The organism is Rhizobium sp. PDO1-076 (genome assembly GCF_000247475.1).
Classification (GTDB): domain Bacteria; phylum Pseudomonadota; class Alphaproteobacteria; order Rhizobiales; family Rhizobiaceae; genus Allorhizobium.
The window spans coordinates 1-25,604 of sequence record NZ_AHZC01000403.1 but is presented as its reverse complement, the minus strand read 5'-3'; the positions used below and the strand labels follow the sequence as shown (position 1 = coordinate 25,604).

Below are 25,604 nucleotides of genomic sequence, written 5' to 3'. Positions count from 1 at the left end.
ATGTAGGAGATCGAGCCCTCGGGGGGACTGCCTGGAGGTTCTGATTGTAGAGACCGCTCGTGATGACGGCGGCTTTCAGCTCGGCCCAGTCCTCCCGGGTCGGAATGAGGATGCCGGCCTTTTCGAAGAGCTCAGCCACCTTTTCCGTCGCCGGCTTCCATTCCCGCGCGGTATATTTCTCGAAATACTCGCCCGAGGCATATTTGGAGTTTGCGAAGCCCTTGAAGCTTCGACCCTTCTCCGCCGCGAGACGGTTTGAAGCCCTCAGCGCGTGATAGGTCACCGTGTAGAAGTAGATATTGGTGAAATCGATCCCCTCTTCGGAACCGTAGAAGATGCACTTGCTGGCCAGATAACCATGCAGGTTCATCTGGCCGAGGCCGATCGCATGACTATCGTCATTGCCCTTGGCGACGGAGGGAACCGAGGTGATGTTGCTCATTTCGGAGACGGCGGTCAGCGCCCGGATCGAGGTCTCGATCGTCTTGCCGAAGTCGGATGAATCCATCGCGGACGCAATGTTCAAGGATCCGAGATTGCAGGAAATGTCCTTGCCCATCTCTGCATAAGAGAGATCCTCGTTGAAGCGGCTTGCCTCACTCACCTGCAGGATTTCCGAGCAGAGATTGCTCATGGAGATGCGGCCGGCGATCGGGTTTTCCCGGTTCACCGTGTCCTCGAACATGATGTAGGGATAGCCGCTTTCGAACTGGATCTCGGCGATCACCTGGAAGAAGTCCCGCGCCTTGATCTTCTTCTTGGCGATACGCGCATCCTCGACCATCTCACGATATTTCTCCGTCACCGAGATTTCGGTGAAAGGCACGCCATAAACCCGCTCCACGTCATGCGGCGAAAACAGATACATGTCCTCGTTGTTCTTCGCGAGTTCGAAGGTGATGTCGGGAATGACGACGCCGAGCGATAGCGTCTTGATGCGGATCTTCTCGTCGGCATTCTCGCGCTTGGTATCGAGGAAGCGCATGATATCGGGGTGATGGGCATGCAGATACACGGCGCCTGCGCCCTGGCGCGCGCCGAGTTGGTTGGCATAGGAGAACGAATCCTCCAGCAACTTCATTACCGGAATGACGCCCGAGGACTGGTTCTCGATCTGCTTGATTGGCGCACCCATCTCGCGAAGATTGGTGAGCGACAGCGCCACGCCGCCGCCGCGCTTGGAGAGCTGCAGCGCTGAATTGATCGAGCGGCCGATGCTCTCCATGTTGTCCTCGACCCGGAGCAGGAAGCAGGAGACGAGCTCGCCTCGGCTCTTCTTGCCGGCATTGAGGAGGGTCGGGGTCGCCGGCTGAAAGCGACCGGAGATGATCTCGTCGACCATGTCGCGGGCAAGGCTCTCGTCGCCGCGCGCCAGGGTCAGCGCCACCATGCAGACGCGGTCCTCGTAGCGCTCGAGATAGCGCTTTCCGTCGAAAGTCTTCAGCGTATAGCTGGTGTAATACTTGAACGCCCCGAGGAAGGTGGGAAAGCGGAATTTCCTATCATAGGCGTGGTCGAAGAGATCGCGGACGAAATTGAATGCATATTGATCCAGCACCTCGCGCTCGTAATAGCCCTCGGTCACCAGATAATCGAGCTTCTCCCGGAGGTTATGGAAGAAGACGGTATTCTGGTTGACGTGTTGCAGGAAATACTGCTTCGCCGCCAGCCGGTCCTTGTCGAACTGGATCTTCCCCTCTTCGTCATAGAGGTTGAGCATGGCGTTGAGCGCATGATAATCCAGCGTGGCCTCGGCAGGCGCGCTCGTCTTTGTTTGGGTTAGCGTGTCCAAAATCGTTCCAGTCCCTGTCTGACATTGGCGACGTCCTCGTCCGTCCCGAGAAGCTCGAAACGGTAGAGAACGGGTATCGCGCACTTGTCGGCGATGATCTTGCCGGCGAGCCCGTAAGCCGTGCCGAAATTGGTATTGCCTGCCGCGATCACACCGCGGATCAGGCTTCGGTTTTGCGGATTGTTGAGAAAGCGGATGACAGGCTTCGGCACGGCGCCCTTGTCGCCACCCCCGCCATAGGTCGGCGTGACCAACACAAACGGCGCATCCACCTGTGGCGGCTCATCGCTGGCGTCGACTGGCAGCCGGAGCAGCTCAACGCCCAGCTTCTCAACGAAGCGTCGGGTGTTTTCCGACCGGCTGGAGAAGTAGACGAGCCCGCCCATCACGTCAGCCTCAGGCCAGCGCGCTGATCATATCCGGCCTGAAACCGGCCCAATGCTGCTCGCCGGCGACGACGACAGGCACCTGCACATAGCCCAGACCGCGGACCAGATCGAAGGCTGCATTGTCCTTCGAGATGTCGATGATTGTGTAGTCTAATCCCTTGCGGTCGAAGGCGCGGGTAGTCGCAGTGCACTGAACGCAGGCAGGTTTGGAATAAACTGTGATGCTCATGGGTTCCTCGGTAAAAACTGGACAGGGAAAAGCGTTCGGGCACAGTCGATGCCCGACATGAAATCGATAAACCAGAAACGAAAAGTGGTCGCGCAACCCGATGGGTTACGGATCAGCAGGCAAATGGAAAGTCATGTTCATAGCCTTCACCCCGAAGCAGACGAATGACGGGGCAGCAAGGACGGTTGTGGCATCCGGTCGAACCGGACACAATCAGCCGAACCCTGCCGGACACCCCGCCGGCGGACGTTTCGATCAAGGCAGGTCTCCTGGCTCACGGGTCGCAGCACTTGTTCCGCCTTCCCAGGAAAACCCAGTGGCTAAATTGAACCAGCGCTCACCGTTCACAGTTGCGGGGGCAGCCTCGGCTTCACGGACATCATGCCCGCTACCGAATTCCCATCTTAGCCCCTGATCCGAAACCGAATCGAGGGAACCTCGAACACTATATATAGTAGACGAGGTTAAAATTGCATCAACAGATATGATGCGCCTGCGTCGAATTCATTGGGGATATCAGGAACGGGCTCTGGTTCTCATCGACGACGATCATGACGAACAAGCCCTTTGCCATCAGGCGGCGCTCGCCACTAAGAAGTGTCTCGAGCCAGAGTTCCAACTCAATCTCGTCGAAAGTCACCCTGTCCCGATGCCCCGTGCAATGACATCGGTGATCGCTCCTACCGGAATCGCATGATCAAAAACCGTGCCGTTCCGGACACAAGAGTAGCCAGCGTGCGGCGGAGGCCGCGGGGCTGCAACGAAGACCACCTGGGTCATAGACGCGCTCGTATCTCCGCCGACCATCAAACCAATTCCGCCAGATGGTCAGCTTGTCGCCTTCAGGCAACGGATCCATGCCCGACACGCGCTTTGGTAAGACGGAATCGATGCTTCACCAAATGATAAAGATCAGTCGATATAAGCGCCTAATATATTGTCGACTGCTTAGGATAGCTGCCGCGTTGGATCTCGCAACCATATTACTGCTTCACAAATCATCCTTCTTGGTTGGCGCAATCTGCTTTGCCTACGTCAAGTGGCAGTCGCCGCAGGCTTCCAAAGGGTTAGGAGCGCTTGCCGCGGGCTTCCTGCTTCTTGCTATTGCGTCGACTGTTGCCGGCATGGGCGAGAGAAATGTCCTCCCTGTCGAAGTTTGGACACTTGCGAGCTTCTCCGTGGGGATATTCGGATATGCCGCCATCTGGGTGGGCACCAAACGACTGAGCAGTGACGAAATCGGTGAGAAAGATTGGTACGCGCTTATCCTGCCATGCCTGTTCGTTGTGATTGCCATTGCCACGAGGTTTCATCTGGACAACCAGAGCCGCGGAACGGTGTTCAACGCCAACGCCTTCATTTTTCTTGTGGCTTCGACCGTCAAAATCCTGCGGGACCATAAGCGCGAGGCACTGTCGGCCCGCTATCTGCTCGGTGCAAGCCTGGCCGTTGCGAGCGTTTTGACAGGCTTGGTTCTCATGGAGCTAGCCGGATGGCCCCACGCCCCCGGCGATATCAAATTTAACTTTTTCCTCCTGATAATCTGTCATTTCGCCGTTGCTCTCTTTACCTTGATCCTTGTCAAGGAACGCGCCGAGCTTGGTCTTCGCAATCTGCTTGAGACCGACGTGTTGACCGGCGTGAAGAACCGTCGATGGTTCTATTCACAACTTCCCGCGACGCTAAGCACCGGCGATTGCCTCATCATCCTGGACATCGATCACTTTAAACGTGTGAACGATCAATATGGCCATGAGGGTGGCGATGTCGCGCTGGAGGCCGTGGCTCAGGAGATCTCGCGGCAGTTGGGGCCGCAAGATGCCGTTGCCCGGCTCGGCGGGGAAGAGTTTGGGATATTCGTCCGCGGTCATACGAAGGCCACAGCGTTTGTCCTCGCGGAACGCCTCCGTGTTGCGGTTCGGCTGCTTCACCTGACGTATTCGACATCAACCATTTCGCTGAGCATAAGCGTTGGTGTCGGGGTCTCCGAAGGTTTGCAGAGCCCTGAAGAACTATTGAAAGCAACTGACCAAGCTCTGTATTCGGCCAAGGGGCATGGCAGAAACCAGGTCTTTGTTGCTGGCGAAGAGCCAACAGATTCAATGCACTTTTGTGAAAACCTCTAGCGAGCAGGCGAACCCATAGGCCAGACGGTCCGCCATCAGCCTCCTTGAGACATATGCGCCTTAGTTGAGCATCTGGCGATGGACTGCCGAGCACCATGCTGCATGCCGACCCACAATCGACGCCGAAGCGGTCGCAACATTGTACTTGAAGCAGGACAGCTGTTTGATGCAAAACGTCCTTTGGACCTCCAGACAAAGAAATAGGACGAATGGCCAAGAAAGCATATGGCTCCGCTGGTGTTGAAGCGACCCAGGTTGCTCGCGGGGACGACCCCCGTGAAAGGATCATCGCCGCTGCGAGGGAAGTGTTCATCGAACAGGGGTTCGATCTTGCGACCGTTCGAGAGATTACCCTGCGCGCCGATGTGAATGTGGCCGCCATCAACTATTATTTCGGGTCCAAGGAAGACCTTATCAGCGAAGTTCTTAACCTGATGATGGAGCCCTACACGCATGCGCGAATTGCAGCCTTGGAGAAATGCGAGGCTGGGGCATTGCCTGGCACGCCTGCACTGGAGGATGTCGTGAACGCCCTGGTGCGCCCGATGGTACAGTTCAGCCGGGACGCAGCAGGCGCCCGTCCGCTCACGCGCCTTATCCTGCAGATCAGGTCGCGCCCGCGTGAATCCACCACCCGCTTCTTCATCAAGCGCGTTGATCCCGCGGTTTTCCGGTTCATAGATGCGTTGGGGCGTGCTCTGCCGGCGCTGCATCGCCGCGATATTTTCTGGCGCTACAATTTCTCGATTGGCGCCATCATGCAGGTTCTGATCGATAGCGATCCAGCATCCTACCGGCTCAAGAAACTCTCCGGGGATCTCTGCGACACGGATGACGATGAACAGATCATCGACCAGCTTTCGGCATTCGTATGCGCAGGTTTTCGAGCGCCACCGACGGCAAGCTGACCCAAGCCCCCCTGAAATAATCAAATCAATATAACTTGTTATTTCAATATCGAAGGCGAGCTCCCCCTCGCCTCGGATCATAATTTGTCTTTTTGATTTTTTACAGAGAATTCAATTTCAATTTATACACCAGCTTCGCATCTGTTATTCTATTCTATTCTAAAATTTTACTGAAATGCCGAAAAATCAGGCAAATTACGCTTCGATTGCGGGCAAAACGACCTGTTAAAGTCGTTGACACAATTGAGATTGAAATTATGTTTCAAACACCGTTTTACTTTTCTCTGGAGCCATTTGATGTCTGAAGTTGCTGCCCGCAAGATTACCGGATCCTTCGTCGCTCTCATCACCCCGTTCGACAAAACGGGTGCCGTGGATCTCGGCGCATTTCGCGAATTGCTGGCTTTCCATGAGGCGAACGGCACATCGGCCGTCTTGATCATGGGTTCGACCGGCGAGGTCTCCATGCTGTCGGCTGAGGAAAAGAAGAAGATCATCGTCGAGACGGCGAAGATGAAGTCGGCAAGCATGCCAATCTTCTATGGCTGCACCGGCAACAATACGGATGTCACCATCGACAACGTCAAGTTCGCCAGGGACAACGGCGCCGACGGCGCCATTCTCGCGGCACCGGCTTATATCTGCGCGCCCGAAGCGGATATCGAGCGTTACTTCATGGAGATCGCCGACGCGACCGACCTGCCGCTCGGGCTCTACAACAATCCGCCGCGCGTCAAAAGCGACCTGCATTGGGATCACCTGCTGCGCATCTTCAAGCATCCCAACTACGTCATCCACAAGGAGTCGACCGCACGCGTCGGACAGGTGGCCCAGGTGCTTGCCGCCCGCCCGGACGTGTCCGTCATGTGCTGCGATAGCCCCAATCTCGGCCTGGTCGTCCCGACCATGAGCCTTGGCGGTCACGGCACCGCCAATATGGGCGGCAACATCGCGCCTGCCGAAGTGGCCGTCATGTCACGCCCATGGACGAGCTACGCCGAGGCGGAAGGCTTCCGCGACAACTATCTCACCCTGCTGCCGTTGCTGCACTACAACTATTCGGCCATCAATCCGGTGGCGGTCAAGTCGCTGATGAAGGCCGTCGGCCTGCCTGCTGGAGAACTGCGCCGCCCACTGACGGGCCTCGAGGGTGAGGCGTTGGCAAAGGGCATTCGCATCGTCCAGGAACTGGGCCTCGACAAGAAATATGGCTGGAAGCTGACATCGGCTTCGGCCGTAGCGGCCTGAGGTCGGACCCATGGATCTCGGGATCTCCGGCAAAAACGCTCTTGTGACCGGCGCAAGCCGCGGCATGGGCAAGGCCGCCGCCATGGCATTGGCACACGAAGGCGTGGATCTGACGATCCTGGCCCGGACGCCGGAAACACTCGAGGCAGCGGCTGCGGACATTCGTGCGCAGACAGGTGCGCGCGTCACCGCCGTTCTGGGTGATATCACGACGTTGGCGGGGCGCGAAGCCGCCCTTGCCGCCTGCCCTCATCCGGACATTCTCGTCAACAATGCCGATGGCGAACTGCCGGGTGATTTTCGCAATTGGTCGCGGGAAGACTGGCTGCGCGGCATCGACCGAATGATGCTGACACCGATCGACATGATGCGTCTGACAGTGGACGGCATGATGGAGCGCAAGTTCGGGCGTGTCGTCAACATCGTCTCGCGCAGCGTCAAGATCGCCCAGGCGGAACTCGGCATGTCGAATGCAGCACGCTCCGGCCTGGTCGGTTTCGTCGCCGGCCTTGCCCGCCAGACGATTGCCCACAATGTCACGATCAACAACGTTCTCCCGGGCATCATCGCCTCGGACGGCCAGCGCCAGCATGTCCAGGTTCTGGCGGAGGAGAGCGGACGCTCCTTCGATGAGATCTGGGCAGAACGGGCGGCACAGAATCCCGCCGGTCGTTATGGACGCCCCGAAGAAATCGGTGCCTACATTGCCTTTTTATGTTCGTCCAATGCCGGTTTCGTCACAGCGCAGAACCTGCTGGTCGACGGCGGACAGTATCCCGGGACGTTCTGACGGATCGGGAATTTTGGGATCGCTTTACGGTCCGCTTTGACTGAAAACGATCTGTCGATACACAAGAGGTTTGACTGCATCCACCCCCCAAAGCCAGAAGGACTCCATGATGAACCGCTTCGGATCCACATTGCTTGCCCTCTCGATAACGCTGCCGGTTGCCGGTATTGCCATGGCCGATGAATACCCCTCACGGCCGGTGGCCATCGTCGTCCCCTACCCGCCCGGTGGCGCAGTCGACGGGGTTGCGCGGGTTCTGGCAGCAGAACTTTCGGCAAAGACCGGCAAGACATTCGTCGTCGACAATCGCGCCGGCGGCGCGGGTGGCGTGGCGGGATCTTCCGAAGTGGTCAAATCCGCGACCGACGGCTATACCCTGCTGCTCAATGCGTCGATCCATGTGGTGACGCCGCTGATCAACAAGAACGTGCCGTTTGACGTAGTGAACGACTTCACCCATATCAGCGGTATCGCCGCCGGCCCGCTGCTGATCAGCACCAACCCTTCCGTCAAGGCCAACACGCTCAAGGAATTCTTCGCGGAAGTGAAGACAGACCCTGATGCCTTCAACTTTGCCACATCCGGTTATGGATCGGCGGGGCACCTGACGGTCGAAGTGTTGAAGGCGCAGGCGGGCGTCGATACCGAAGTGGTGACCTACAAGGGTGCCGGTCCGGCTCTGACCGACATGATCGGAGGCCAGGTGCAGTTGATTGCCGATCCGATCCTGTCGTCGCTGCCGCATGTGAAGGCCGGACGCCTGAAGGCACTCGCCGTCACGAGCCTCACCCGTTCGCCGCTGGCGCCGGATGTTCCAACCATTGCCGAAAGCGGCATGGCACCCTTGGAAATGCTGTCCTGGTATGGTGTCTGGGCTCCGAAGGATCTTGATCCGAAGGCCCTCGATTACCTGAGCAAGGCCATGGAGCAGGTTGTCACCTCAGGAGAATTCAAGGACAAGCTGACGGTGTTCGGTTTCGAGCCGATGTACAAGAACAGCACCGACCTCAAGACTTTCGTGGTCGATGAAACGAAACGCTACGACGAGATCGTCAAGGCATCCGGCATCAAGGTGGAATGACAATGACGAAGGCTCCGGACATGACATCCCATACGGAGCCTTCGACGAAACGGCGCCATGTTGGTAGCCATTGGGGTTTCTACAGCCACGATGATGCACAAGACGCCGTTCGTCCTTTCGCGGGCGATCCCGATCCCGTCGATTTCGGAACCAAGCTTCCGGCAGATAGGCTTGCACAATGCAGGATTTTGAGGCCTACGGTCAGAAAGTCCTATCTCGAACATGGTCCGGGCTATGCCGGCGGCAGGCGCGGAAGTGAAGCCTTTGTCGAGGTCTCCTGGGACGAGGCACTGGATCTCGTGGCCGGCGAAATCCGACGCGTACGCGATGATCATGGAAACGGCGCGATTTTTTCCGGCTCGTATGGCTGGTCCAGTGCCGGGCGCTTTCATCATGCACAGAGCCAGCTGAAACGCTTCTTCAACATGAACGGCGGATCGGTTCGCTCCGTCCAGACCTACAGCTATGCGGCTGGCGAGGTGATCCTGCCACATGTCATCGGTTCGCTGGATGGGCTTGTCTCGGGCCAGACGCCCTGGAGCCAGATTGTCGGCCATGCCGAGCTGATCGTCATGTTCGGCGGTACGCCACTGCGCAATGCTCGAGTCAATGCCGGCGGCGTCGTGCGTCACGAAACCCGCCAGGGGCTCGTGGCCTGCCGGGATGCCGGCGCGGAATTTGTCAATATCAGCCCTGTGCGTGACGATGCTGGCGAGGAACTCGGTTCCGAATGGATGGCATTGAGGCCCGGCACCGATACCGCTGTGCTGCTCGCACTCGCCCATACGCTGATCACGGCTAAACACCATGACGAGACCTTCCTGGAACGCTACACGGTTGGCTACGAAACGCTGCGGGACTATCTGTTCGGCAGGAACGACGGCGTAACCAAGGACGCCCCCTGGGCGGCGTCGATCAGCGGCATTGAGGCTGCGCGCATTCTCGAACTGGCCGACCGCATTGCCACACGCAAGACCCTGATCATGATGGCCTGGGCACTGCAGCGGGCGGATCATGGCGAACAGTGCTATTGGGCCGCCATCGCAGTTGCCTCGCTGCTGGGCGGGATCGGTTTGCCGGGGCAAGGTTTCGGCTTCGGCTATGCTTCCGTCGCCGGCATCGGACAGCCCCCTTCGCCAGTTCGCTGGCCATCGTTGCCGCAAGGCGATAACCCGATCTCCGACTTCATCCCCGTCGCGCGCATTGCCGACATGCTGCTGTCGCCGGGCACAGATTATGAGCACAACGGCAAAACCCGAACCTACCCGGACATCAAGCTGGTCTATTGGGCAGGCGGCAACCCCTTTCATCACCACCAGGATCTCAACCGGCTTGTCGAGGCATGGCAGAAGCCGGAGACGATCATCGTTCACGAGCATTGGTGGAACGCCCATGCCCGGCATGCCGACATCGTCTTGCCGGCATCGACTTTCCTCGAACGGGATGACGTCGTCGCCAGCGGGCGCGACAGTTTCTTCGGCTACTCGACGCATCTTGCGGCAGCACCCACCGGCGTTCTGTCCGATCATGAAATCCTGCGCCTGATTTCCGCACGGCTCGGCACGGAGAGCGCCTTCACCGAAGAGAGAACCGAAGCGCAATGGCTGGAACACCTTTATGACGCAGCGCGGTCCGATGCTGCCTCGCACCATATCGCCATGCCGGCGTTTGTCGAGTTCCAGCAGTCGGGCCTCATCGAGGTTGCAAATCGAAGACCGGACCAGCCGTTCATGGCCGATTTCCGGACAGATCCAGATGCCCATCCCTTGCGCACTCCATCTGGGCGCATCGAACTGGCGTCGGCCTGTATCGCGGGCTTCGGTTACACCGATTGCCCCGGCCACCCGGCCTGGCTGGAACCAAAGGAATGGCTTGGCGCGGACCTTGCTGCGACCCATCCACTGCACCTCCTCTCCTGCCAGCCGCACGACAAGCTGCACAGCCAATGGGATCACGCCGCACCATCGCGAAAAACCAAGAGCGGCGGCCGCCAACCGGTGCGCATGCATCCGGAAAATGCGCAGGCGCGTGGTTTAAGTGACGGCGACCTGGTCAGGATTTTCAATCATCGCGGCGCGTGCCTGGCAATAGTGTCGATCACCGACGCTGTCATGCCCGGGGTCGTGCAACTGGCGACGGGCGCCTGGTACGACCCATCGGAACCCACGACGCCAGGTTCACTCGAACTCAACGGCAATCCGAACGTGCTGACGCCGGATCACGGCACGTCAAACCTGACACAGGGACCGAGCCCGAATTCATGCCTCGTCGAGATTTCCCGCTACATCGGCAAGGCCCCTGACGTGCGGGCCTACCGGCCGCCGGATCTGGTTCCTGATCCCAGGCTGCAAGAACAAACTGGAGGAGCACGCCCATGACTGCACGCCTCAATCGTCAAATCCTCGCAGGTCTGCTGTTCCTGTCGATTGGTGCCGCTTTCCTGATCGGCAGCTTTGACCTGTCTTATGGAACGTGGCGCAAGATTGGACCCGGCGCCTTCCCGGCACTGATCGCCGTTCTGCTGATTGTCATGGGCATCATCGTCGGGTTGAGCGCCCGGAAATCGGGGGAGGATGAAGCACCCCTTCGCCTCTATTCGTCGAATCTCCCGGTGATCATCGGAGCCATCGTCGTTTTCGGACTGGTGATCCGCGGCGGCGGGCTTCTTCCCGCCGTGTTCTGCTGCTGCCTGGTGTCTTCCTTTGCATCCCGCCCTCTGCGGCCGGTCAAATCGGCAATCTATGGGCTGGCGCTCGGGGCGGGCTGCAGCCTTGCTTTCGTCAAGGGACTGGGAATGCCGGTCAGCATCATCGGTCCATGGTTCGGTTTCTAGGAGAATGCCCATGGATACGTTGAACGCACTTCTTCTTGGCTTTGACCAGGCAATCCTGCCGACCAACCTGTTCTGGTGCCTGATCGGCACATTGCTCGGAACCCTTGTCGGAGTTCTACCGGGTCTTGGGCCGGCGGCAACCATGGCCATTCTGCTGCCATTCACGATCGGGCTCGAACCTGTCACCTCGCTGATCATGCTGGCCGGCATTTATTACGGCGCGCAGTATGGCGGCTCGACAACGGCCATCCTTCTCAACCTGCCGGGTGAGGCATCGTCAGTGGTAACAGCGATCGACGGCTACAAGATGGCCCGCAAGGGCCGAGCCGGGGTCGCACTCGCCACCGCGGCGATCGGCTCGTTCTTCGCCGGCACGGTTGCCACCCTGCTGCTGGCATTGTTTGCGCCTTCGTTGGCTGAAGTCGGCCTGCTGTTTGGCCCGGCGGAGTATTTTTCGCTGATGGTGCTTGGCCTGATTGCCTCCGTCGTCCTGTCGCGGGGATCGTTGCCAAAGGCCTTGGCGATGGTGTTCATCGGCATTCTGGTCGGGTTGATCGGGCAGGACGTGCAGACGGCGGTGCCACGGTTCACGCTCGGCTTCGAGGAGATGTCGAGCGGGGTCAACTTCGTGGTCGTCGCCATGGGACTGTTCGGCATCGGCGAACTCATCAAGGATCTGGAAAACCCGGAAAGCCGCACGGCAATTCATGCGCCATTCTTCTCGATGATCCCGTCGCGGGAGGATTGGCGCCGAATGGTCGCTCCGATCCTGCGCGGCACCGGCATCGGTTCGGTTCTCGGCCTGCTGCCGGGCGGCGGTGCATTGCTGGCGGCGTTTGCCGCCTATGCCATCGAAAAGCGTGTTGCCAACCCGCCGGAAGGCTTCGGCGGCGGTGCAATCGAAGGCGTCGCCGCGCCGGAAAGCGCCAACAATGCCGGCGCGCAGACGTCGTTCGTACCGCTGCTGACACTTGGCCTGCCCGCCAATGCCGTGATGGCGCTGATGTTCGGCGCATTGATCATGCAGGGTATAGCGCCAGGCCCCACGCTGATCTCCGAACATCCGGATGTGTTTTGGGGTGTCATCGTGTCGATGTGGGTCGGCAACCTGATGCTCCTGGTGCTGAACCTGCCGTTGATCGGCATTTGGACGCGGCTTTTGACCATGCCGTTCCACTATCTCTACCCGGCCATCCTCGTTTTCTGCTCCATCGGCGCCTTTTCGCTGAGCAACTCGGTCTTCGATCTGTGGCTACTCGCGGTCTTCGGTGTCGCCGGTTATATCTTTGCCAAACTCGATTGCGACGCGGCTCCCCTGGTCATGGGCCTCATCCTCGGTCCGATGATGGAAGAGAACTTCCGCCGCGCCATGTTCCTCGCGCGCGGCAATCCGACGATCTTCGTCGATCGACCGATTTCGGCTGTCCTGCTCGCCCTTGCCGTCATCGCCGTCATCCTTGTTGCCCTGCCGAACATCAAGAATGTCCGCGAGGAGGCGTTTCAGGAATGAACCAACAGGCTTTAAACCACGTGGGCGAAATGTCATGCATATAGCCGTCATTGGCGCAGGGATCGTCGGTGCCGCGACGGCCCTCGAACTCCTGAAGGATGAGCACAGCGTGACCATCATCGAGCCGGAGACGCCGGGCGGGCGACAGGCGGCGAGCTACGGTAACAGTGGATGGCTGAGCCCGGCCTCCATCATTCCGATGTCGATGCCGGGTCTGTGGAAAAAGCTGCCCGGCTACCTCGCCGATCCGTCCGGCCCGCTGGCGATCCGCTGGCGTTATCTGGCCCATCTGACACCCTGGCTGGTCGGCTTCATGCAGGCAGGATCGACCGCCGCCAAGGTGGAGCGAACCGCTTCCATCCTGTCACAGCTGTTGCATGATACCGCATCGCGCCATGCCGCAGTCGCAGAACGGATCGGCCGGCCGGACCTGATCTGCCGCAAGGGTCTGATTTACGCCTATCCAGACCGCAATGCCTTCGAGGCGGAGGCCTTTGCATGGCAGTTGCGGCGGCAAAACGGCGTTGCATACCGCGAGCTGTCCGCCGCGCAACTGCATGAACTCGAACCGCATCTCGCGCCACGTTATTCCTTTGCAGCCTTTGTCGAGGATGGCGGGCATTGCGTCGATCCGGGTGGCTATGTTGCGGCTATGATCGATCACGCCATTCGCCAGGGCGCAACGCGCGTACATGCACGGGCAATCGGTTTTGATCTCGTTGCGGGGCGTTTGGCTGGCGTGCAGACAGACGCGGGACCGGTGGCCTGCGACAAGGCGGTGATCGCCGCCGGCATCCATTCGAAGAGCCTTGCGGCGCAGGCTGGAGACCGCGTGCCATTGCAAAGCGAACGCGGTTATCACGTGGTCATACCCGCCAATGAGATTCGATCAGACATGCCGCTGATGCCGGGTGATGGCAAGATGGGCAACAATCCAACGCTTGCCGGGTTGCGGATCGCAGGCCAGGTCGAACTTGCCAGCGTTTCAGCGGCACCGAATTGGGCGCGCGCCGATATTCTGCTCAAGCATGCACGAACGACCTATCCCGCATTGGCTGATCGTTCATCGACTTCCGGCATCGACCGATGGATGGGGCATCGCCCCTCGACCGCCGATGGACTGCCAGTCATCGGTTTTGCCTCGGCATCGCGCGACATCATCCATGCGTTCGGCCATGGGCATGTGGGACTCGCGACTGGGCCGGTCAGCGGCCAACTCGTTGCCAACCTGATTGCCGATCGCGACCCTGCATTCGACATCTCGGCACTGTCGGCCTGGCGTTTCCGAACCTAGGGAACGGCGCTGCAGATCCTGTCACCAAACGCATGTTGACGATCGAAAGACCTAATGAGAACTTCACGTTATTGTGACAGCGTTTCGAACATGCGGGCGCTGAACTCCAGCTTGTCATCCCATCGATTGGGAAGCGAGAGCGTACAACGCGCCTTTCTCGTCGCCGACCGTTCCGTAGTCGACGCCTTCTCCGAGTGTCATCGTCGTCACGGTGTCAAAGACCGGCAGGCCGCATTGCTGGACAAAGCTAGCAAAGGGACCGGCTTCAACATGGGTATCGATACGCAGGAAATGACCGGCATGGGCATCGACATGTGGCCGCGCGACCACGATCGCGTCTTCCGGCGACAATGCCGCGATCGGCCCAAGGACATAGCCTCGCCCGAACGCACGACTCATGGAGAAGGCCCGCAGTTCCTCTCCCCGATAGAGCCCGTAGCAGAGCGAGCTTTCAAATAGCTTGGCAAGGTGGACAGGGCGAGGAAAGGCAAATCCTGGCGCATCAAACGCGATCACTGCATCGAGATCGCTTGGCCGCAATTGTCTGATCTCGTGTCCGGCGGGCAAATCTGTCGCGTCCAGCGGTTTGCGGGCCTCACCCTGGCACTGGAACACCGTCTGCTGCGCCACAAAGTCCAGAGAGCGATAGAGGCGGCGCGCCGCGCGCGTTGCATTGAGCCGCAAGCCCATGCCGGGACACTCGGCCAGGACACGCTGCATCAGCCATTTCGCCGTCCCATTGGTCTGCAGCCGCGGTGATGTGATCAGCATGCCAAGGGTAGCAAAATGCTCACCGTGCGGGAACCACATGGCTGAGCCCATCACACGGTCGATATCGTCGAGAGCGACGAAACCATGGCCGAGTTCGCGCAGATATTGCCAATCTTCTGCCCGATGCGGCCAACCGACCGCGATCGACAGCGCATGCAAACGCTCCAGATCGACATCCGCCACGTTGGCGAATCGCATCTGGTATGCGTCGACATGCAACGTGTCGGGTATTTTCAGATCCATCATCCGCCTCCCTGGCGCCGAGCGAACCTGCCGTCAGCCGCTCGATACTTCCTTTTACGTGTATTCTAGCCGGTCCTTGCAGAAGATTCCGCTTCTACCACCTCATCCGACACAAGAATTGACCGTATGGCGATCGCTTTCGGCAGCCATTCATGCCGCTCGCGCCTAATCTTTCAAGTCGAACTGCAATCAAGAGCCGAAGCGGATGCCAGAAACCGCACGAGGAACCGCGCAATGAATGCCACCGATATCCTGACAGCGCTAGTGGGCTTCCCGTCCATCGTCGGCACGCCCAATGCCGGAATCGTCGAGTGGGTCAGGTCCTATCTCGAAGGCTTCGGCATCCCCGTGCATATTCTCCCCGGTCCCGAGGGTGACAGGGCCAATCTCTTCGCCACCATCGGCCCTTCGGACAAAGCTGGTTATATTCTTTCCGGTCATATGGACGTCGTTCCCGCACAGGAGGCAGGCTGGAGCAGTGATCCCTTTGCCCTGCGTCGCAATGGAGAAAAGCTCTTTGGCCGCGGTACCAGCGACATGAAGGGGTTTCTAGCCGCCGTGCTGGCAGCCGTCCCCGCGCTGGCCGCCGTCCCCCTAACCAGGCCCATCCATCTTGCCTTTTCCTATGACGAAGAAGCCGGTTGTCGCGGGGTGCCGCATCTCCTTGCCCGCCTGCCCGAACTGTGCGTAGCACCGCTGGGGGCCGTGATCGGCGAGCCCAGCGGCATGCGGCCTATCCTCGCACACAAGGGCAAGGCGGCTGCCCGTATCACGCTGCGGGGCCGATCCGGTCATTCGTCCCGGCCGGATCTCGGACTGAATGCGGTGCATGCCATGGCAACGGTGTTGCAGGCGGCCGTGTCTTCGGCGCAAGATCTTGCAAACGGCCCTTTCGACCCGACTTTCGAGCCACCCTATTCCTCGTTGCAGGCCGGCCTGATCCAGGGTGGCCAGGCGCTCAACATCATTCCCGATCATTGCACGCTGGATGTCGAGGCACGCGCCATCTCCGGCCTGGATCCCGCGACCCTGCTGGCGCCGATCCGTATCGCCGCCGAGCGGTTGCGGACATCCGGAATCGGTGTCGAATGGCAGGAACTGAGCGCCTACCCGGCTCTCTCCTTGGCGCGCCAGACCGTTCTTACCGACCTGCTGACAAAACTCACGGCCCAGGAACCGCTCGGCACCGTCAGCTACGGGACGGAAGCCGGGCTGTACCAGACAGCCGGCGTGGACGCGATTATCTGCGGTCCGGGCGATATCGGCCGCGCTCACAAGCCCGATGAATACATCCTGGCAGGCGAGCTTTCGGCCTGCCAGTCCATGATCGAGGCGCTCGGCAAGCACTGCTGCGCCTGACCTCTCGACAGACAGCGAACGGACCCCTGCCCATGACTTTCCTCTTTCACTCCGACGTCCACCGCGGCGCTATCTTCCGGGAGGCCTTTGCGCGGAATCTACCGGATCTGCCTTTCTCCATGGACCCCGGCACTGTTGATCCGGAATCCGTGCGTTACCTGATCACCTGGACCGTTCCCGAAAACCTGCAGCGCTACAGCAATCTCGAAGTGCTGTTTTCCATCGGCGCCGGCGTCGACCAGTTTCGCATCGCTGACGTGCCCGCCCATGTGAAGGTGGTCCGCATGGTGGAAGAAGGCATCGTTCGCATGATGCAGGAATATGTGACGCTTGCGGTACTGTCGCTCCACCGCGACCTGCCCGCCTATCTGGACCAGCAGCGAGCCGGGCTCTGGCAGGCTCTTGCTCCGGTACAGGCGCCTGAGCGGCGCGTCAGCGTGCTTGGCCTCGGCATGCTCGGACAGGCAGTGCTCAAACGACTGAAGTCGTTCGGTTTCCAGCTCTCGGGCTGGAGCCGGTCGCCGCACGCGATTGAAGGCGTGACATGCCATGCCGGAAGCGATGGCCTGACCGATATGCTGTCTAAAACCGACATTCTGATCTGCCTGCTTCCGCTGACGGCCGAAACGCGCGGTCTGCTCGATGCGGATCTCTTCGGGCGCCTGCCACGGGGAGCTGGCCTCGTGCATACAGGCCGGGGACCACAGCTCAACCACGAAGACCTCATCTCGGCCCTCGACAGCGGTCAACTCTCCGGCGCCGTCGTCGATGTGACCGATCCCGAACCGCTTCCATCTGGCCATGCCCTCTGGAGCCATCCCCGCATCCTGCTGACACCCCATGTGGCAAGTGTCACGCAGCCGCATTCCGCAGCAAAGGCCGTCATCGACAACATCAAACGCCTGCGCGCCGGTCTCGATCCGACAGGCCTTGTCGATCGCCATCGCGGCTACTGACTTATCCAACCCGAAAGGAAAACCATGTCGCTTCTGAAAACCATCGACCCCGCCCCGTCCTTTGCGCCGCGCGAGGCCGTGCCGACCCCGGAACGGCTGATCTCCGGAAGCCCCAGCTTCAAGACCTGGGCGCAGGACGCCGCCCGCAACGAGACCATCCACACGGGTGTATGGGAAGCCACGCCGGGGCTGACCCATTCTATCAAGGGCGAGACCTTCGAGTTTTGCCACATCCTTTCGGGCCTCGTGGAAATCACGCCAGAAGGCGGCGAGCCGGTGACGTACAAGGCCGGCGACAGTTTCGTCATGAAACCCGGCTTCGTCGGCACATGGCGGACGATCGAGACCGTCCGCAAGATCTACGTAACGGCTTGAGGGCGTGTACAGCGGCGGTCATCAATGCCCGCCGCTGCCACAACGGAACGCCGAAGAATAAGCTGCGCGGCGGCCGCAAAACAGGGTTTTCATCCGTCCTTGCCGCAGCGATCAGGTCAAGTCACTCCAGCCGATCCGGTAGCCTCGCAAGATAGCGATCCGAGGTAATCCTGATGACCCTGAGTTTCGATCCTGCCAGCCTGTCCCTTCCGATCGGGCATTTCATCGGAGATAGCCTCATCCCGGCCGATGGCGTCATCCCGATGCATCGGCCCTCCGATGGCAATTCCTATGCCGCTTGCCCGCGTGCCGACGCCGACATGGTCGACCGAGCGGTCGAGACCGCCAAGGCCGCATTGAAGACAAGCAACTGGGGCGGCGTTCGCCCCCGCGAGCGGCTGAACGTGATGCGCCGATGGGCCGATATGATAGAGAAGGAAGCGGTGACGCTTGCCCGGCTCGAAGCGCTTTACTCGACCCGGCCAGTCGGCCATCTGATCGAAGGCGATATTGCCATTTCGGCCGAGCAGATCCGCTTCTTTGCCGAATTCGCCGACAAGGAAGGCAGCGACCTAGTGCCGACCGATGACGGCAATCTCGGCATGATCGTGACCGAACCCTATGGCGTGGTCGGCGCCATAACGCCCTGGAACTTCCCGATCTCCATGGCTGCATGGAAACTCGGCCCGGCGCTCGCCGCCGGCAATGCCGTGGTGCTGAAGCCCTCCGAGATGACGCCGTTTTCCGCCATCTATCTGGCGGAACTTGCCGTGCGCGCCGGCATGCCGGCCGGGCTGATCAATGTCGTGCTCGGCGATGGCCACGTGACCGGGAATGCCATCACCGGCCATCCCGACATAGCCAAGGTCAGTTTCACCGGCTCGACGCGCGCAGGCTCGGCGATCATGGAAAATGTCGCCCGCACGGGCATCAAGCCGATGACGTTGGAACTCGGCGGCAAGAGCCCGCAGCTGGTCTTTGCAGATGCCGATCTCGACAAGGCGGCAGCCGCAATCGCCACCAGCATTATCAGCAATGCCGGACAGGCCTGCGTTGCCGGATCACGCCTGATCGTCGAAGAGAGTGTCGCAGCGCCGCTTGTCGACGCGATCCTTCGCTACATGAATGCCGTTCAACCCATGCCAACCTGGGATGCGGCGGCCCAATATTCGCCGATCATTTCAGACCAGCAGCGTGAGCGCATCCATTCGATTGTTTCGGCGGCTGTTGCCGCTGGCGGCGAATGCCTCACAGGCGGAGCGCCGATGGATGCTCCCGGTTATTTCTATGCGCCGACGCTGATCGCCGGTGTCGACGAAAAATCGCCGGCCGTCACGCAGGAGATCTTTGGCCCTGTGCTGGCACTGCAGACATTCCGCGACGAAGAAGAAGCCCTGTCGCTGGCCGCACATCCCACGTATGGACTTGCCGCCGGGCTTTTCACCCGCGACCTTTCCCGGGCAATCCGTCTCACCCGCAGTCTTCAGGCCGGGACCATCTGGGTCAACCGCTATGGCCGATCGCGCGACCACATCCTGCCGACCGGCGGTTACAAGCAATCAGGCATCGGCAAGGATCTCGGTCGCGAAGCCTTCCAGGCCAACCGCAAGAGCAAGAGCGTCTTGATCAGACTTTGAGGACATGACCACGATGAAAACCCACAGGATTGCCCTTATTCCCGGCGACGGCATCGGAGGCGATGTCACTGCCGCTGCCTGGTCGGCGCTGCAGAAGGCTGCCGGCTCGGCCGGTTTTACGCTCGATGGCACTGAATTCCCCTGGTCCTGCGCTTTTTACAAAGAAACCGGCGCGATGATGCCGCACGATGGCATTGAGACATTGCGCCGCTTCGACGCGATCCTGCTCGGCGCGGTCGGCTGGCCGCAGCAGGTGCCGGATGCGGTTTCGCTGCACGGTCTCCTGCTGCCGATCCGCAAGAGCTTCGTGCAATATGCCAATATCCGCCCCCACCGCCTGCTGCCGGGCGTGCAAGGGCCGCTCAAGGCCGAGGCCTTCGACATCCTCTGCATCCGTGAAAACACTGAGGGTGAATATTCCGGCGCCGGCGGCCGCATTCATCAGGGCACAGCCAATGAAGTGGCGGTCGAAACCTCGATCTTCACCCACACGGGTGTCGAACGCATCCTGCGTTTCGCCTTCGAACAGGCGCGTGCACGCCGCGGAAAACTCGCCTCCGTCACCAAATCGAACGCCCAGAAATATTCGATGGGGTTCTGGGACGAAGTGACCCAGCAGCTCGCAGCCGAATATCCTGACATCGAGGTCACCAGCTACCACATCGACGCGATGGCGGCGCGCATGGTCATGGCGCCGGAAAGCCTCGACGTGGTCGCCGCCTCCAATCTCTTCGGCGATATCCTGACCGATCTGGGCGCCGCCATCCAGGGCGGTTTGGGCTTTGCCGCGTCCGCCAACATCAATCCGGACAGAAGCGCACCCTCGATGTTCGAGCCCGTGCACGGCTCGGCACCCGATATCGCCCATCTCGGCATCGCCAATCCGATCGCCACCATCTGGTCCGGAGCGATGATGCTCGACCATCTGGGCGAAACGGTCGCCGCGGCTGCCATCATGGCGGCCATCGAACGCACGACCGCAAGCGGCATAGGCACCAGTCCCGGCAAGGACCGGACAGAGGCAATCACCGCTGCAATTCTTGCGGCACTTTGATTTATTTGGGACAGGACAAAAAAATGCAGACCTTGAGAGAACCAGGCCTTTTCCGGCAACACGCTTTGATCGGTGGCCAGTGGACGCCAGCGGCGTCTGGCAAAAGTGTCGACGTGATCGATCCCGCCACCCAATCCGTTGTCGGCACCGTGCCGGACATGGGCGCTACCGAGACGCGTGCTGCGATCGTGGCCGCCGCTGCCGCCTATGGCCCCTGGAAGAAGAAGACCCATGGCGAGCGGGCCACCCTGCTCGAAGCCTGGCATGCGCTGATGCTTGAGCATATCGAGGATCTTGCACTGATCCTGACAACCGAGCAGGGCAAGCCGCTGGATGAGGCACGCGGTGAAATCCGCTACGGCGCCTCCTTCGTCAAATGGTTCGCCGAGGAAGCCCGGCGCATCGAGGGTCACACCATCCCATCCCCCACGCCCGACCGGCGGATCGTCGTCCTGAAGGAGCCGGTCGGCGTCTGCGGCATCATCACGCCCTGGAACTTCCCCAATGCGATGATCACCCGCAAGGTGGCCCCTGCCCTTGCCGCCGGCTGCACCGTGGTCATCAAGCCATCCGAATTCACGCCCTATTCGGCGCTGGCGATCGGCTGGCTTGCGGAAAAAGCCGGCATTCCGGCCGGCGTCATCAATATCGTCACCGGCATGCCGGCCGACATCGGCAACGAGATCATGGCAAACGATACGGTGCGGAAAATTTCCTTCACCGGCTCCACCCGCGTCGGTTCCCTGCTGATGCGCGGTGCGGCCGATAGCGTGAAGCGGCTTTCGCTCGAACTCGGCGGCAATGCGCCGTTCATCGTCTTCGACGATGCCGATCTCGATCTGGCTGTCGAGGGCGCGATCGTCTCCAAATTCCGCAATGGCGGGCAGACCTGCGTCTGCGCCAACCGTATTCTCGTGCAGGCCAGCGTCTATGAGACCTTTGCCGAAAAACTCAGCGGACGTGTCAATGCCATGAAGGTCGGACCCGGCACCGAGTCCGGCGTTTCGATCGGGCCGATGATCAACCAGGCCGCCATCGCCAAGATCAACCGCCATGTCGAAGACGCACTGGCCAAGGGAGCGACGATTGTCACGACCCGCACGGATATGCCGGTCGGCGAACAATATGCCGCGCCCATGGTCCTCACGGGCGCAACGACAGACATGCAGCTTGCCAGCGAGGAGACCTTTGGCCCGGTGGCCCCCCTCTTCCGCTTCGAAACAGAAGATGAGGCGCTGACCATTGCCAATGGCACGCCCTTTGGCCTTGCCGCCTATTTCTACACCGAAAACCTGAAGCGCGCCTGGCGTGTCGGCGAGGCGCTCGAATTCGGCATGGTGGGCCTCAACACCGGCGCCATCTCCACCGAAGTCGCCCCCTTCGGCGGCGTCAAACAGTCCGGCCTCGGCCGCGAGGGCGCCAGGGCCGGCATCGAGGAATATCTGGAAATGAAGTCCTTCCACATCGGCGGACTCTCCTGAGCCTTTTATGATCTTCACGAATGCAAAAGGGGAGTTGCCGAAGCAACTCCCCTTTTACTTGCCAGCCCTAACCAGGCTGCGCGTTACTGAAACCGGTCGAGCACCTTGTAATAAAGCCCCACCAGCGGCAGAAACCAGGGCGTGCCGAAATGGCCTGGAACCGCCGGCCAGTCGAGGCCCTTGAGTGGATTGCGATCTGGCCGACCGAGCATTGCATCGGCCATCGTCATGCCGAGATGGGTGGAAAGCTGTGCGCCATGACCGGAATAGCCCATCGCGTACCACACCCCATCCTGATAGCCCGCCCGCGGAAAGCGGTCGCTGGTCATGTCGACCAACCCGCCCCAGCAATAGTCGATCTCGACCTCGGAAAGCTGCGGAAAGAGGCGGACGAGGCTTTCGCGCAGGATCGCGCCGCCCTTGGCGTCGGATCGCTGGTCGGACGTGGCCGAAAAGCGTGCCCTGCCCCCGAAAATCAGCCGGTTGTCCGGCGATAGACGCCAGTAATTGCCGATATTCATCGAGTTCACGCAGGTGCGGTTGCCCGGCATGGTCGCTGCAACCTCCGCATCCGTCAGCGGCCGGGTGGCGATGATAAAGCTGCCGACTGGGATGATGCGACGCCGGAAGTAGCCGAAATTTGCGCTGGTATAGGCGCCGGTGGCGACCAGAACCTGATCTGCCGTCACAATGCCTTTTGCCGTCTTCAGAACATGCCGGCCGCCCGTCTGTGTATGCTCCGTGACAGTCGCCTTCTCGGCAATGACCGCACCGCTGCGGCTGGCCGCCCCGGCCAGGCCGACAACATAACGCCCCATATGCATCATCGCGCTCTTCTTCGACAGCATGGCGCCGTGGAAGGGCGATCCGACTTCATGTTTGAGGTCGGCGGACGAAAGCAGCGCGGTGTCGGCATCCACTTCGGCATGCACCGCCTCGAAATTCTTCGCAATGCTGTCAAAGTGCTGCGGCTTGGAGGCCAGCTTCAGCTTGCCGGCCCGGCGAAAATTGCAGTCGATGCCCTCCTCGGCAATGATGGCCTCTAGCGTGTCGATCGAGGCATCCAGCGCCTGGTAGAGCGCGATGGCGCGCTCCTTGCCGATCTCCGCCTTCGCCGCCAGATAGCTGTGCGCCAGGCCATTGTTGAGATGGCCGCCATTGCGTCCAGACGCACCGTAACCCACGGTTTCCGCCTCCAGCACGATCACCCTGGTCCCGGCCTTGGCAAGTTGCCGCGCCGCGCCAAGCCCGGTAAAGCCGCCGCCGATCACTGCGACGTCGTAGTGACCCTCGATCGGCCCTTCGACAGCGCCCGTGAACCCGGGTGCCGTATCGTGCCAGTAGGACAGGTATTTCATGGGTTTTGTCTTTCCTTAGAGCCCGACGACGCCAGGCAGGCCGGAGATATCGGAGATTTCGACATAACCGTAATAGGGATTGGCCGGCTCATGACCACGGTTGACCCAGACCTTGTTCTTGATCCCAAGATCATGGGCAGACATCAAGTCGTAGCGGAAGGAGGAAGAGCAATGCAAAATGTCTTCCGGCCCGCAGCCCAGCATGTCGAACATATATTCGAAAGCCTGGAAACGTGGCTTGTAGGCATTCGCCTGCTCGGCCGTGTAGACGGCATGAAATGGCGCGCCGAGCTTGTCGACATTGGACATGATCTGGGAGTTCATCGCATTGGAGAGAATGACCAGCGGGATTTCCTTGGCGACCTTGGCAAGACCTGCCGGCACATCCGCATGCGGCCCCCAGGTCGGCACCCGCTCGTAGACGAACCGGGCATCCTCGTCCGTGAACGCGACACCGTTTCGCTTACAGGCCCGCTCCAGCGCATTGTGAACCACATCGGCATAGGGCTTCCAGTCGCCGAGGATCTCGTCCAGGCGGTAGGCGGCAAAATTCTTGATGAACTCCAGCATCTTCGGTTCATCCATGCGGTTTCCATAGAGGTCGCGCGCGGCTTCCGCCATCTGGAAGTTGGTCAGTGTGCCGTAGCAGTCGAAGGTGATGAATTTCGGGCGGAAGGTCGTCATACGCGTCGTCCTTGATAGGCAGGGCCGTGCAGCCGGTTGCTGATGGCTAGATCATAGGTCGGCTTCCGGCGACCGCGTCGACTGAATTGCGGGATTTGAAAGCAGAAAGTTCCGTATCTGCCGACCGGAATGGCATTTGGTTGGGCATGGAGCGCACAATCGGGTTTCAAAATCCCTTTCCAGCGACGCCTATAACCCGCGCACAGCATAAGATGCGGCGGCCACCTGCTCCTACGGTTGAAGATATCGCCGCTGGTGCTGCCTTCAGACAATCTACCGGCCCGTTGAACGCAACACTTGTGTTCAGAAAATGAAGGTACCACCCCATGCAGACTATCGACATCGCCATTGCGCCCATAGGCTTGGAGCATCTTGATGATGCCGTCCGGCTGTCGCGCCAGTCCGGCTGGCCGCATCGGCCGGAAGACTGGCGACTGGCTCTGGCCCTGAGCGAGGGCTTCGTCGCGGTCACGGGCTCCGGCGAGGTTGCCGGCACGATCCTGCTCACCCCTTATGGCGCAGACTGCGCAACGATCAACATGGTGATCGTCGACGAAAGCATGCGAGGACGTGGGCTTGGACGAAGGCTGTTGGAAGCCGCCATGACGCTTGCCGGTGACCGGCCACTGCGCCTTGTCGCCACGGCCGAGGGATTGCCACTTTACGAGCGCCTGGGTTTTCGCGAAACGGGAACGATCGTCCAGCATCAGGGCGTTGCCGGCAGCATCGCAGCACCCGACAACACCCGAGCAGCGACCGCGGACGATCTTCCAGCCATTCTCGACCTCGACAGACAGGCTTACGGTGCCGACCGCGCCAGTCTCATTCGAAAGCTTGCTGAGATCGGCGAATATGCCGTGATTTGCCGCGAGGGGCAGGTAGCCGCATTTACCGCCATTCGCACCTTCGGTCGCGGCGAAGTGATCGGCCCGGTCGTTGCTCCAGATCTCAATGATGCCAAAGCACTTGTCTCGCACTTCATCAGCCGCCGGCAAGGCGCTTTCCTGCGCGTCGATACCGGTGCCGGAACCGGTCTCGCCCCCTGGCTCGAAGATCAGGGCTTCGCCCATGTCGGCGGCGGCATCGCCATGGCCCGGCCCGTCACCATCCCGCCCGCCGCACCGGCGGTCACCACCTTTGCCCTTGCCAATCAGGCCCTCGGCTGACCCGGAGATGACAATGTTCAACAATTCCCTCATCGAGCTTGATCGCGCTCACCTCATCCATCCGGTCGCCTCCTATCGCGGCCACGAGCAGCAAGGCGTTCGCGTTCTGGCCTCCGCCAAGGGCGCGACGGTGACCGACGCCTCCGGTCATCAGCTCGTCGACGGTTTCGCGGGCCTGTGGTGCGTCAATGCCGGCTACGGTCATGAATCGATCGTCGAGGCCGCGGCGCGTCAGATGCGGGAATTGCCCTATGCGACGGCCTATTTCGGCCTTGGTTCTGAACCGGCGATCCGCCTTGCCTCCGAACTTGCCGACCGGG

At 60.4% G+C, this 25,604-nt stretch carries 23 protein-coding genes, 1 pseudogene and 1 riboswitch; of the genes and pseudogenes, 17 read left to right on the top strand and 7 right to left on the bottom strand.

Going from position 1 to position 25,604, the window contains the following annotated elements; genetic code table 11:
- The 4 genes and pseudogenes from nrdE to PDO_RS28460 all read right to left on the bottom strand — a co-directional run.
- Window positions 1-1,720, bottom strand: a pseudogene (nrdE, locus tag PDO_RS21500) (class 1b ribonucleoside-diphosphate reductase subunit alpha); the annotation flags it as partial.
- Between the two features lie 59 nt (window positions 1,721-1,779).
- The gene (gene nrdI / locus PDO_RS21495) at window positions 1,780-2,178 is read right to left on the bottom strand and encodes a class Ib ribonucleoside-diphosphate reductase assembly flavoprotein NrdI (RefSeq protein WP_007606833.1); all 399 of its coding nucleotides are present in this window, start codon (window positions 2,176-2,178) and stop codon (window positions 1,780-1,782) included.
- Window positions 2,179-2,188: 10 nt separating this feature from the next.
- Window positions 2,189-2,410 carry a glutaredoxin-like protein NrdH gene (nrdH, locus tag PDO_RS21490; protein ID WP_007606830.1) on the bottom strand — a complete coding sequence of 74 codons (222 nt, stop codon included), beginning with the start codon at window positions 2,408-2,410 and terminating at the stop codon, window positions 2,189-2,191.
- Window positions 2,411-2,652: 242 nt separating this feature from the next.
- Window positions 2,653-2,866: riboswitch (cobalamin riboswitch) on the bottom strand.
- Window positions 2,867-2,885: 19 nt separating this feature from the next.
- Window positions 2,886-3,029: a hypothetical protein gene (locus PDO_RS28460; protein WP_160167057.1), complete on the bottom strand. Its 144-nt coding sequence runs from the start codon at window positions 3,027-3,029 to the stop codon at window positions 2,886-2,888.
- A 346-nt stretch (window positions 3,030-3,375) separates the two neighbouring features.
- Here PDO_RS28460 and PDO_RS21485 point away from each other — a divergent pair, with 346 nt between their 5' ends.
- From PDO_RS21485 to PDO_RS21445, 9 genes are all read left to right on the top strand, one after another.
- Window positions 3,376-4,536 carry a GGDEF domain-containing protein gene (locus PDO_RS21485; RefSeq protein ID WP_160167056.1) on the top strand — a complete coding sequence of 387 codons (1,161 nt, stop codon included), beginning with the start codon at window positions 3,376-3,378 and terminating at the stop codon, window positions 4,534-4,536.
- Window positions 4,537-4,745: 209 nt separating this feature from the next.
- Entirely contained in the window at window positions 4,746-5,444 is a 699-nt protein-coding gene (locus PDO_RS21480; protein WP_007606822.1) for a TetR/AcrR family transcriptional regulator, read from the top strand.
- 297 nt (window positions 5,445-5,741) lie between these two features.
- Complete coding sequence (locus PDO_RS21475; RefSeq protein WP_007606821.1) at window positions 5,742-6,692, top strand: 4-hydroxy-tetrahydrodipicolinate synthase family protein; 951 nt, start codon at window positions 5,742-5,744, stop codon at window positions 6,690-6,692.
- Between the two features lie 10 nt (window positions 6,693-6,702).
- Window positions 6,703-7,482 carry an SDR family oxidoreductase gene (locus PDO_RS21470; RefSeq protein ID WP_007606820.1) on the top strand — a complete coding sequence of 260 codons (780 nt, stop codon included), beginning with the start codon at window positions 6,703-6,705 and terminating at the stop codon, window positions 7,480-7,482.
- Between the two features lie 106 nt (window positions 7,483-7,588).
- The gene (locus PDO_RS21465) at window positions 7,589-8,563 is read left to right on the top strand and encodes a Bug family tripartite tricarboxylate transporter substrate binding protein (protein ID WP_244426500.1); all 975 of its coding nucleotides are present in this window, start codon (window positions 7,589-7,591) and stop codon (window positions 8,561-8,563) included.
- A gap of 2 nt (window positions 8,564-8,565) precedes the next feature.
- A complete protein-coding gene (locus PDO_RS21460; protein ID WP_007606818.1) occupies window positions 8,566-10,941 on the top strand; it encodes a molybdopterin-dependent oxidoreductase in 2,376 nt (791 codons plus the stop codon).
- On the top strand, window positions 10,938-11,396 hold the full coding sequence (locus PDO_RS21455; RefSeq protein ID WP_007606817.1) for a tripartite tricarboxylate transporter TctB family protein: 459 nt from the start codon (window positions 10,938-10,940) through the stop codon (window positions 11,394-11,396). The genes PDO_RS21460 and PDO_RS21455 overlap by 4 nt, the downstream gene beginning before the upstream one ends.
- Before the next feature lie 10 nt (window positions 11,397-11,406).
- Window positions 11,407-12,906 carry a tripartite tricarboxylate transporter permease gene (locus tag PDO_RS21450; protein WP_007606816.1) on the top strand — a complete coding sequence of 500 codons (1,500 nt, stop codon included), beginning with the start codon at window positions 11,407-11,409 and terminating at the stop codon, window positions 12,904-12,906.
- Window positions 12,907-12,940: 34 nt separating this feature from the next.
- Complete coding sequence (locus PDO_RS21445) at window positions 12,941-14,200, top strand: NAD(P)/FAD-dependent oxidoreductase (protein ID WP_007606815.1); 1,260 nt, start codon at window positions 12,941-12,943, stop codon at window positions 14,198-14,200.
- Window positions 14,201-14,314: 114 nt separating this feature from the next.
- Here the strand turns inward: PDO_RS21445 and PDO_RS21440 are convergent, their stop codons facing one another.
- The gene (locus tag PDO_RS21440; protein ID WP_007606814.1) at window positions 14,315-15,214 is read right to left on the bottom strand and encodes a GNAT family N-acetyltransferase; all 900 of its coding nucleotides are present in this window, start codon (window positions 15,212-15,214) and stop codon (window positions 14,315-14,317) included.
- A 234-nt stretch (window positions 15,215-15,448) separates the two neighbouring features.
- Between PDO_RS21440 and argE the strand changes: the two genes are divergently transcribed.
- The 6 genes from argE to PDO_RS21410 all read left to right on the top strand — a co-directional run bounded on the left by argE (window position 15,449) and on the right by PDO_RS21410 (window position 22,076).
- On the top strand, window positions 15,449-16,573 hold the full coding sequence (argE, locus tag PDO_RS21435; protein WP_007606805.1) for an acetylornithine deacetylase: 1,125 nt from the start codon (window positions 15,449-15,451) through the stop codon (window positions 16,571-16,573).
- A 32-nt stretch (window positions 16,574-16,605) separates the two neighbouring features.
- Window positions 16,606-17,529, top strand: coding sequence for a 2-hydroxyacid dehydrogenase (locus tag PDO_RS21430; protein ID WP_007606803.1), 924 nt, complete (start codon window positions 16,606-16,608; stop codon window positions 17,527-17,529).
- Between the two features lie 24 nt (window positions 17,530-17,553).
- Window positions 17,554-17,904: a cupin domain-containing protein gene (locus PDO_RS21425; protein WP_007606801.1), complete on the top strand. Its 351-nt coding sequence runs from the start codon at window positions 17,554-17,556 to the stop codon at window positions 17,902-17,904.
- A 173-nt stretch (window positions 17,905-18,077) separates the two neighbouring features.
- The gene (locus PDO_RS21420; RefSeq protein WP_007606798.1) at window positions 18,078-19,541 is read left to right on the top strand and encodes an aldehyde dehydrogenase family protein; all 1,464 of its coding nucleotides are present in this window, start codon (window positions 18,078-18,080) and stop codon (window positions 19,539-19,541) included.
- A gap of 13 nt (window positions 19,542-19,554) precedes the next feature.
- Window positions 19,555-20,595 (top strand): tartrate dehydrogenase, encoded by a 1,041-nt coding sequence (locus PDO_RS21415; protein ID WP_007606796.1) that lies wholly within the window; start codon window positions 19,555-19,557, stop codon window positions 20,593-20,595.
- A gap of 23 nt (window positions 20,596-20,618) precedes the next feature.
- Complete coding sequence (locus PDO_RS21410; protein ID WP_007606794.1) at window positions 20,619-22,076, top strand: NAD-dependent succinate-semialdehyde dehydrogenase; 1,458 nt, start codon at window positions 20,619-20,621, stop codon at window positions 22,074-22,076.
- 83 nt (window positions 22,077-22,159) lie between these two features.
- Here PDO_RS21410 and PDO_RS21405 read toward each other — a convergent pair whose 3' ends face one another.
- Window positions 22,160-23,434, bottom strand: a complete 1,275-nt coding sequence (locus PDO_RS21405) for an NAD(P)/FAD-dependent oxidoreductase (protein WP_007606787.1) — start codon at window positions 23,432-23,434, stop codon at window positions 22,160-22,162.
- Window positions 23,435-23,449: 15 nt separating this feature from the next.
- Entirely contained in the window at window positions 23,450-24,118 is a 669-nt protein-coding gene (locus tag PDO_RS21400; RefSeq protein ID WP_007606785.1) for a haloacid dehalogenase type II, read from the bottom strand.
- A 326-nt stretch (window positions 24,119-24,444) separates the two neighbouring features.
- Here PDO_RS21400 and PDO_RS21395 point away from each other — a divergent pair, with 326 nt between their 5' ends.
- Entirely contained in the window at window positions 24,445-25,284 is an 840-nt protein-coding gene (locus PDO_RS21395) for a GNAT family N-acetyltransferase (protein ID WP_007606783.1), read from the top strand.
- A gap of 13 nt (window positions 25,285-25,297) precedes the next feature.
- A partial coding sequence (locus PDO_RS21390) for an aminotransferase class III-fold pyridoxal phosphate-dependent enzyme (protein ID WP_007606781.1) occupies window positions 25,298-25,604 on the top strand: 307 nt, incomplete at its 3' end.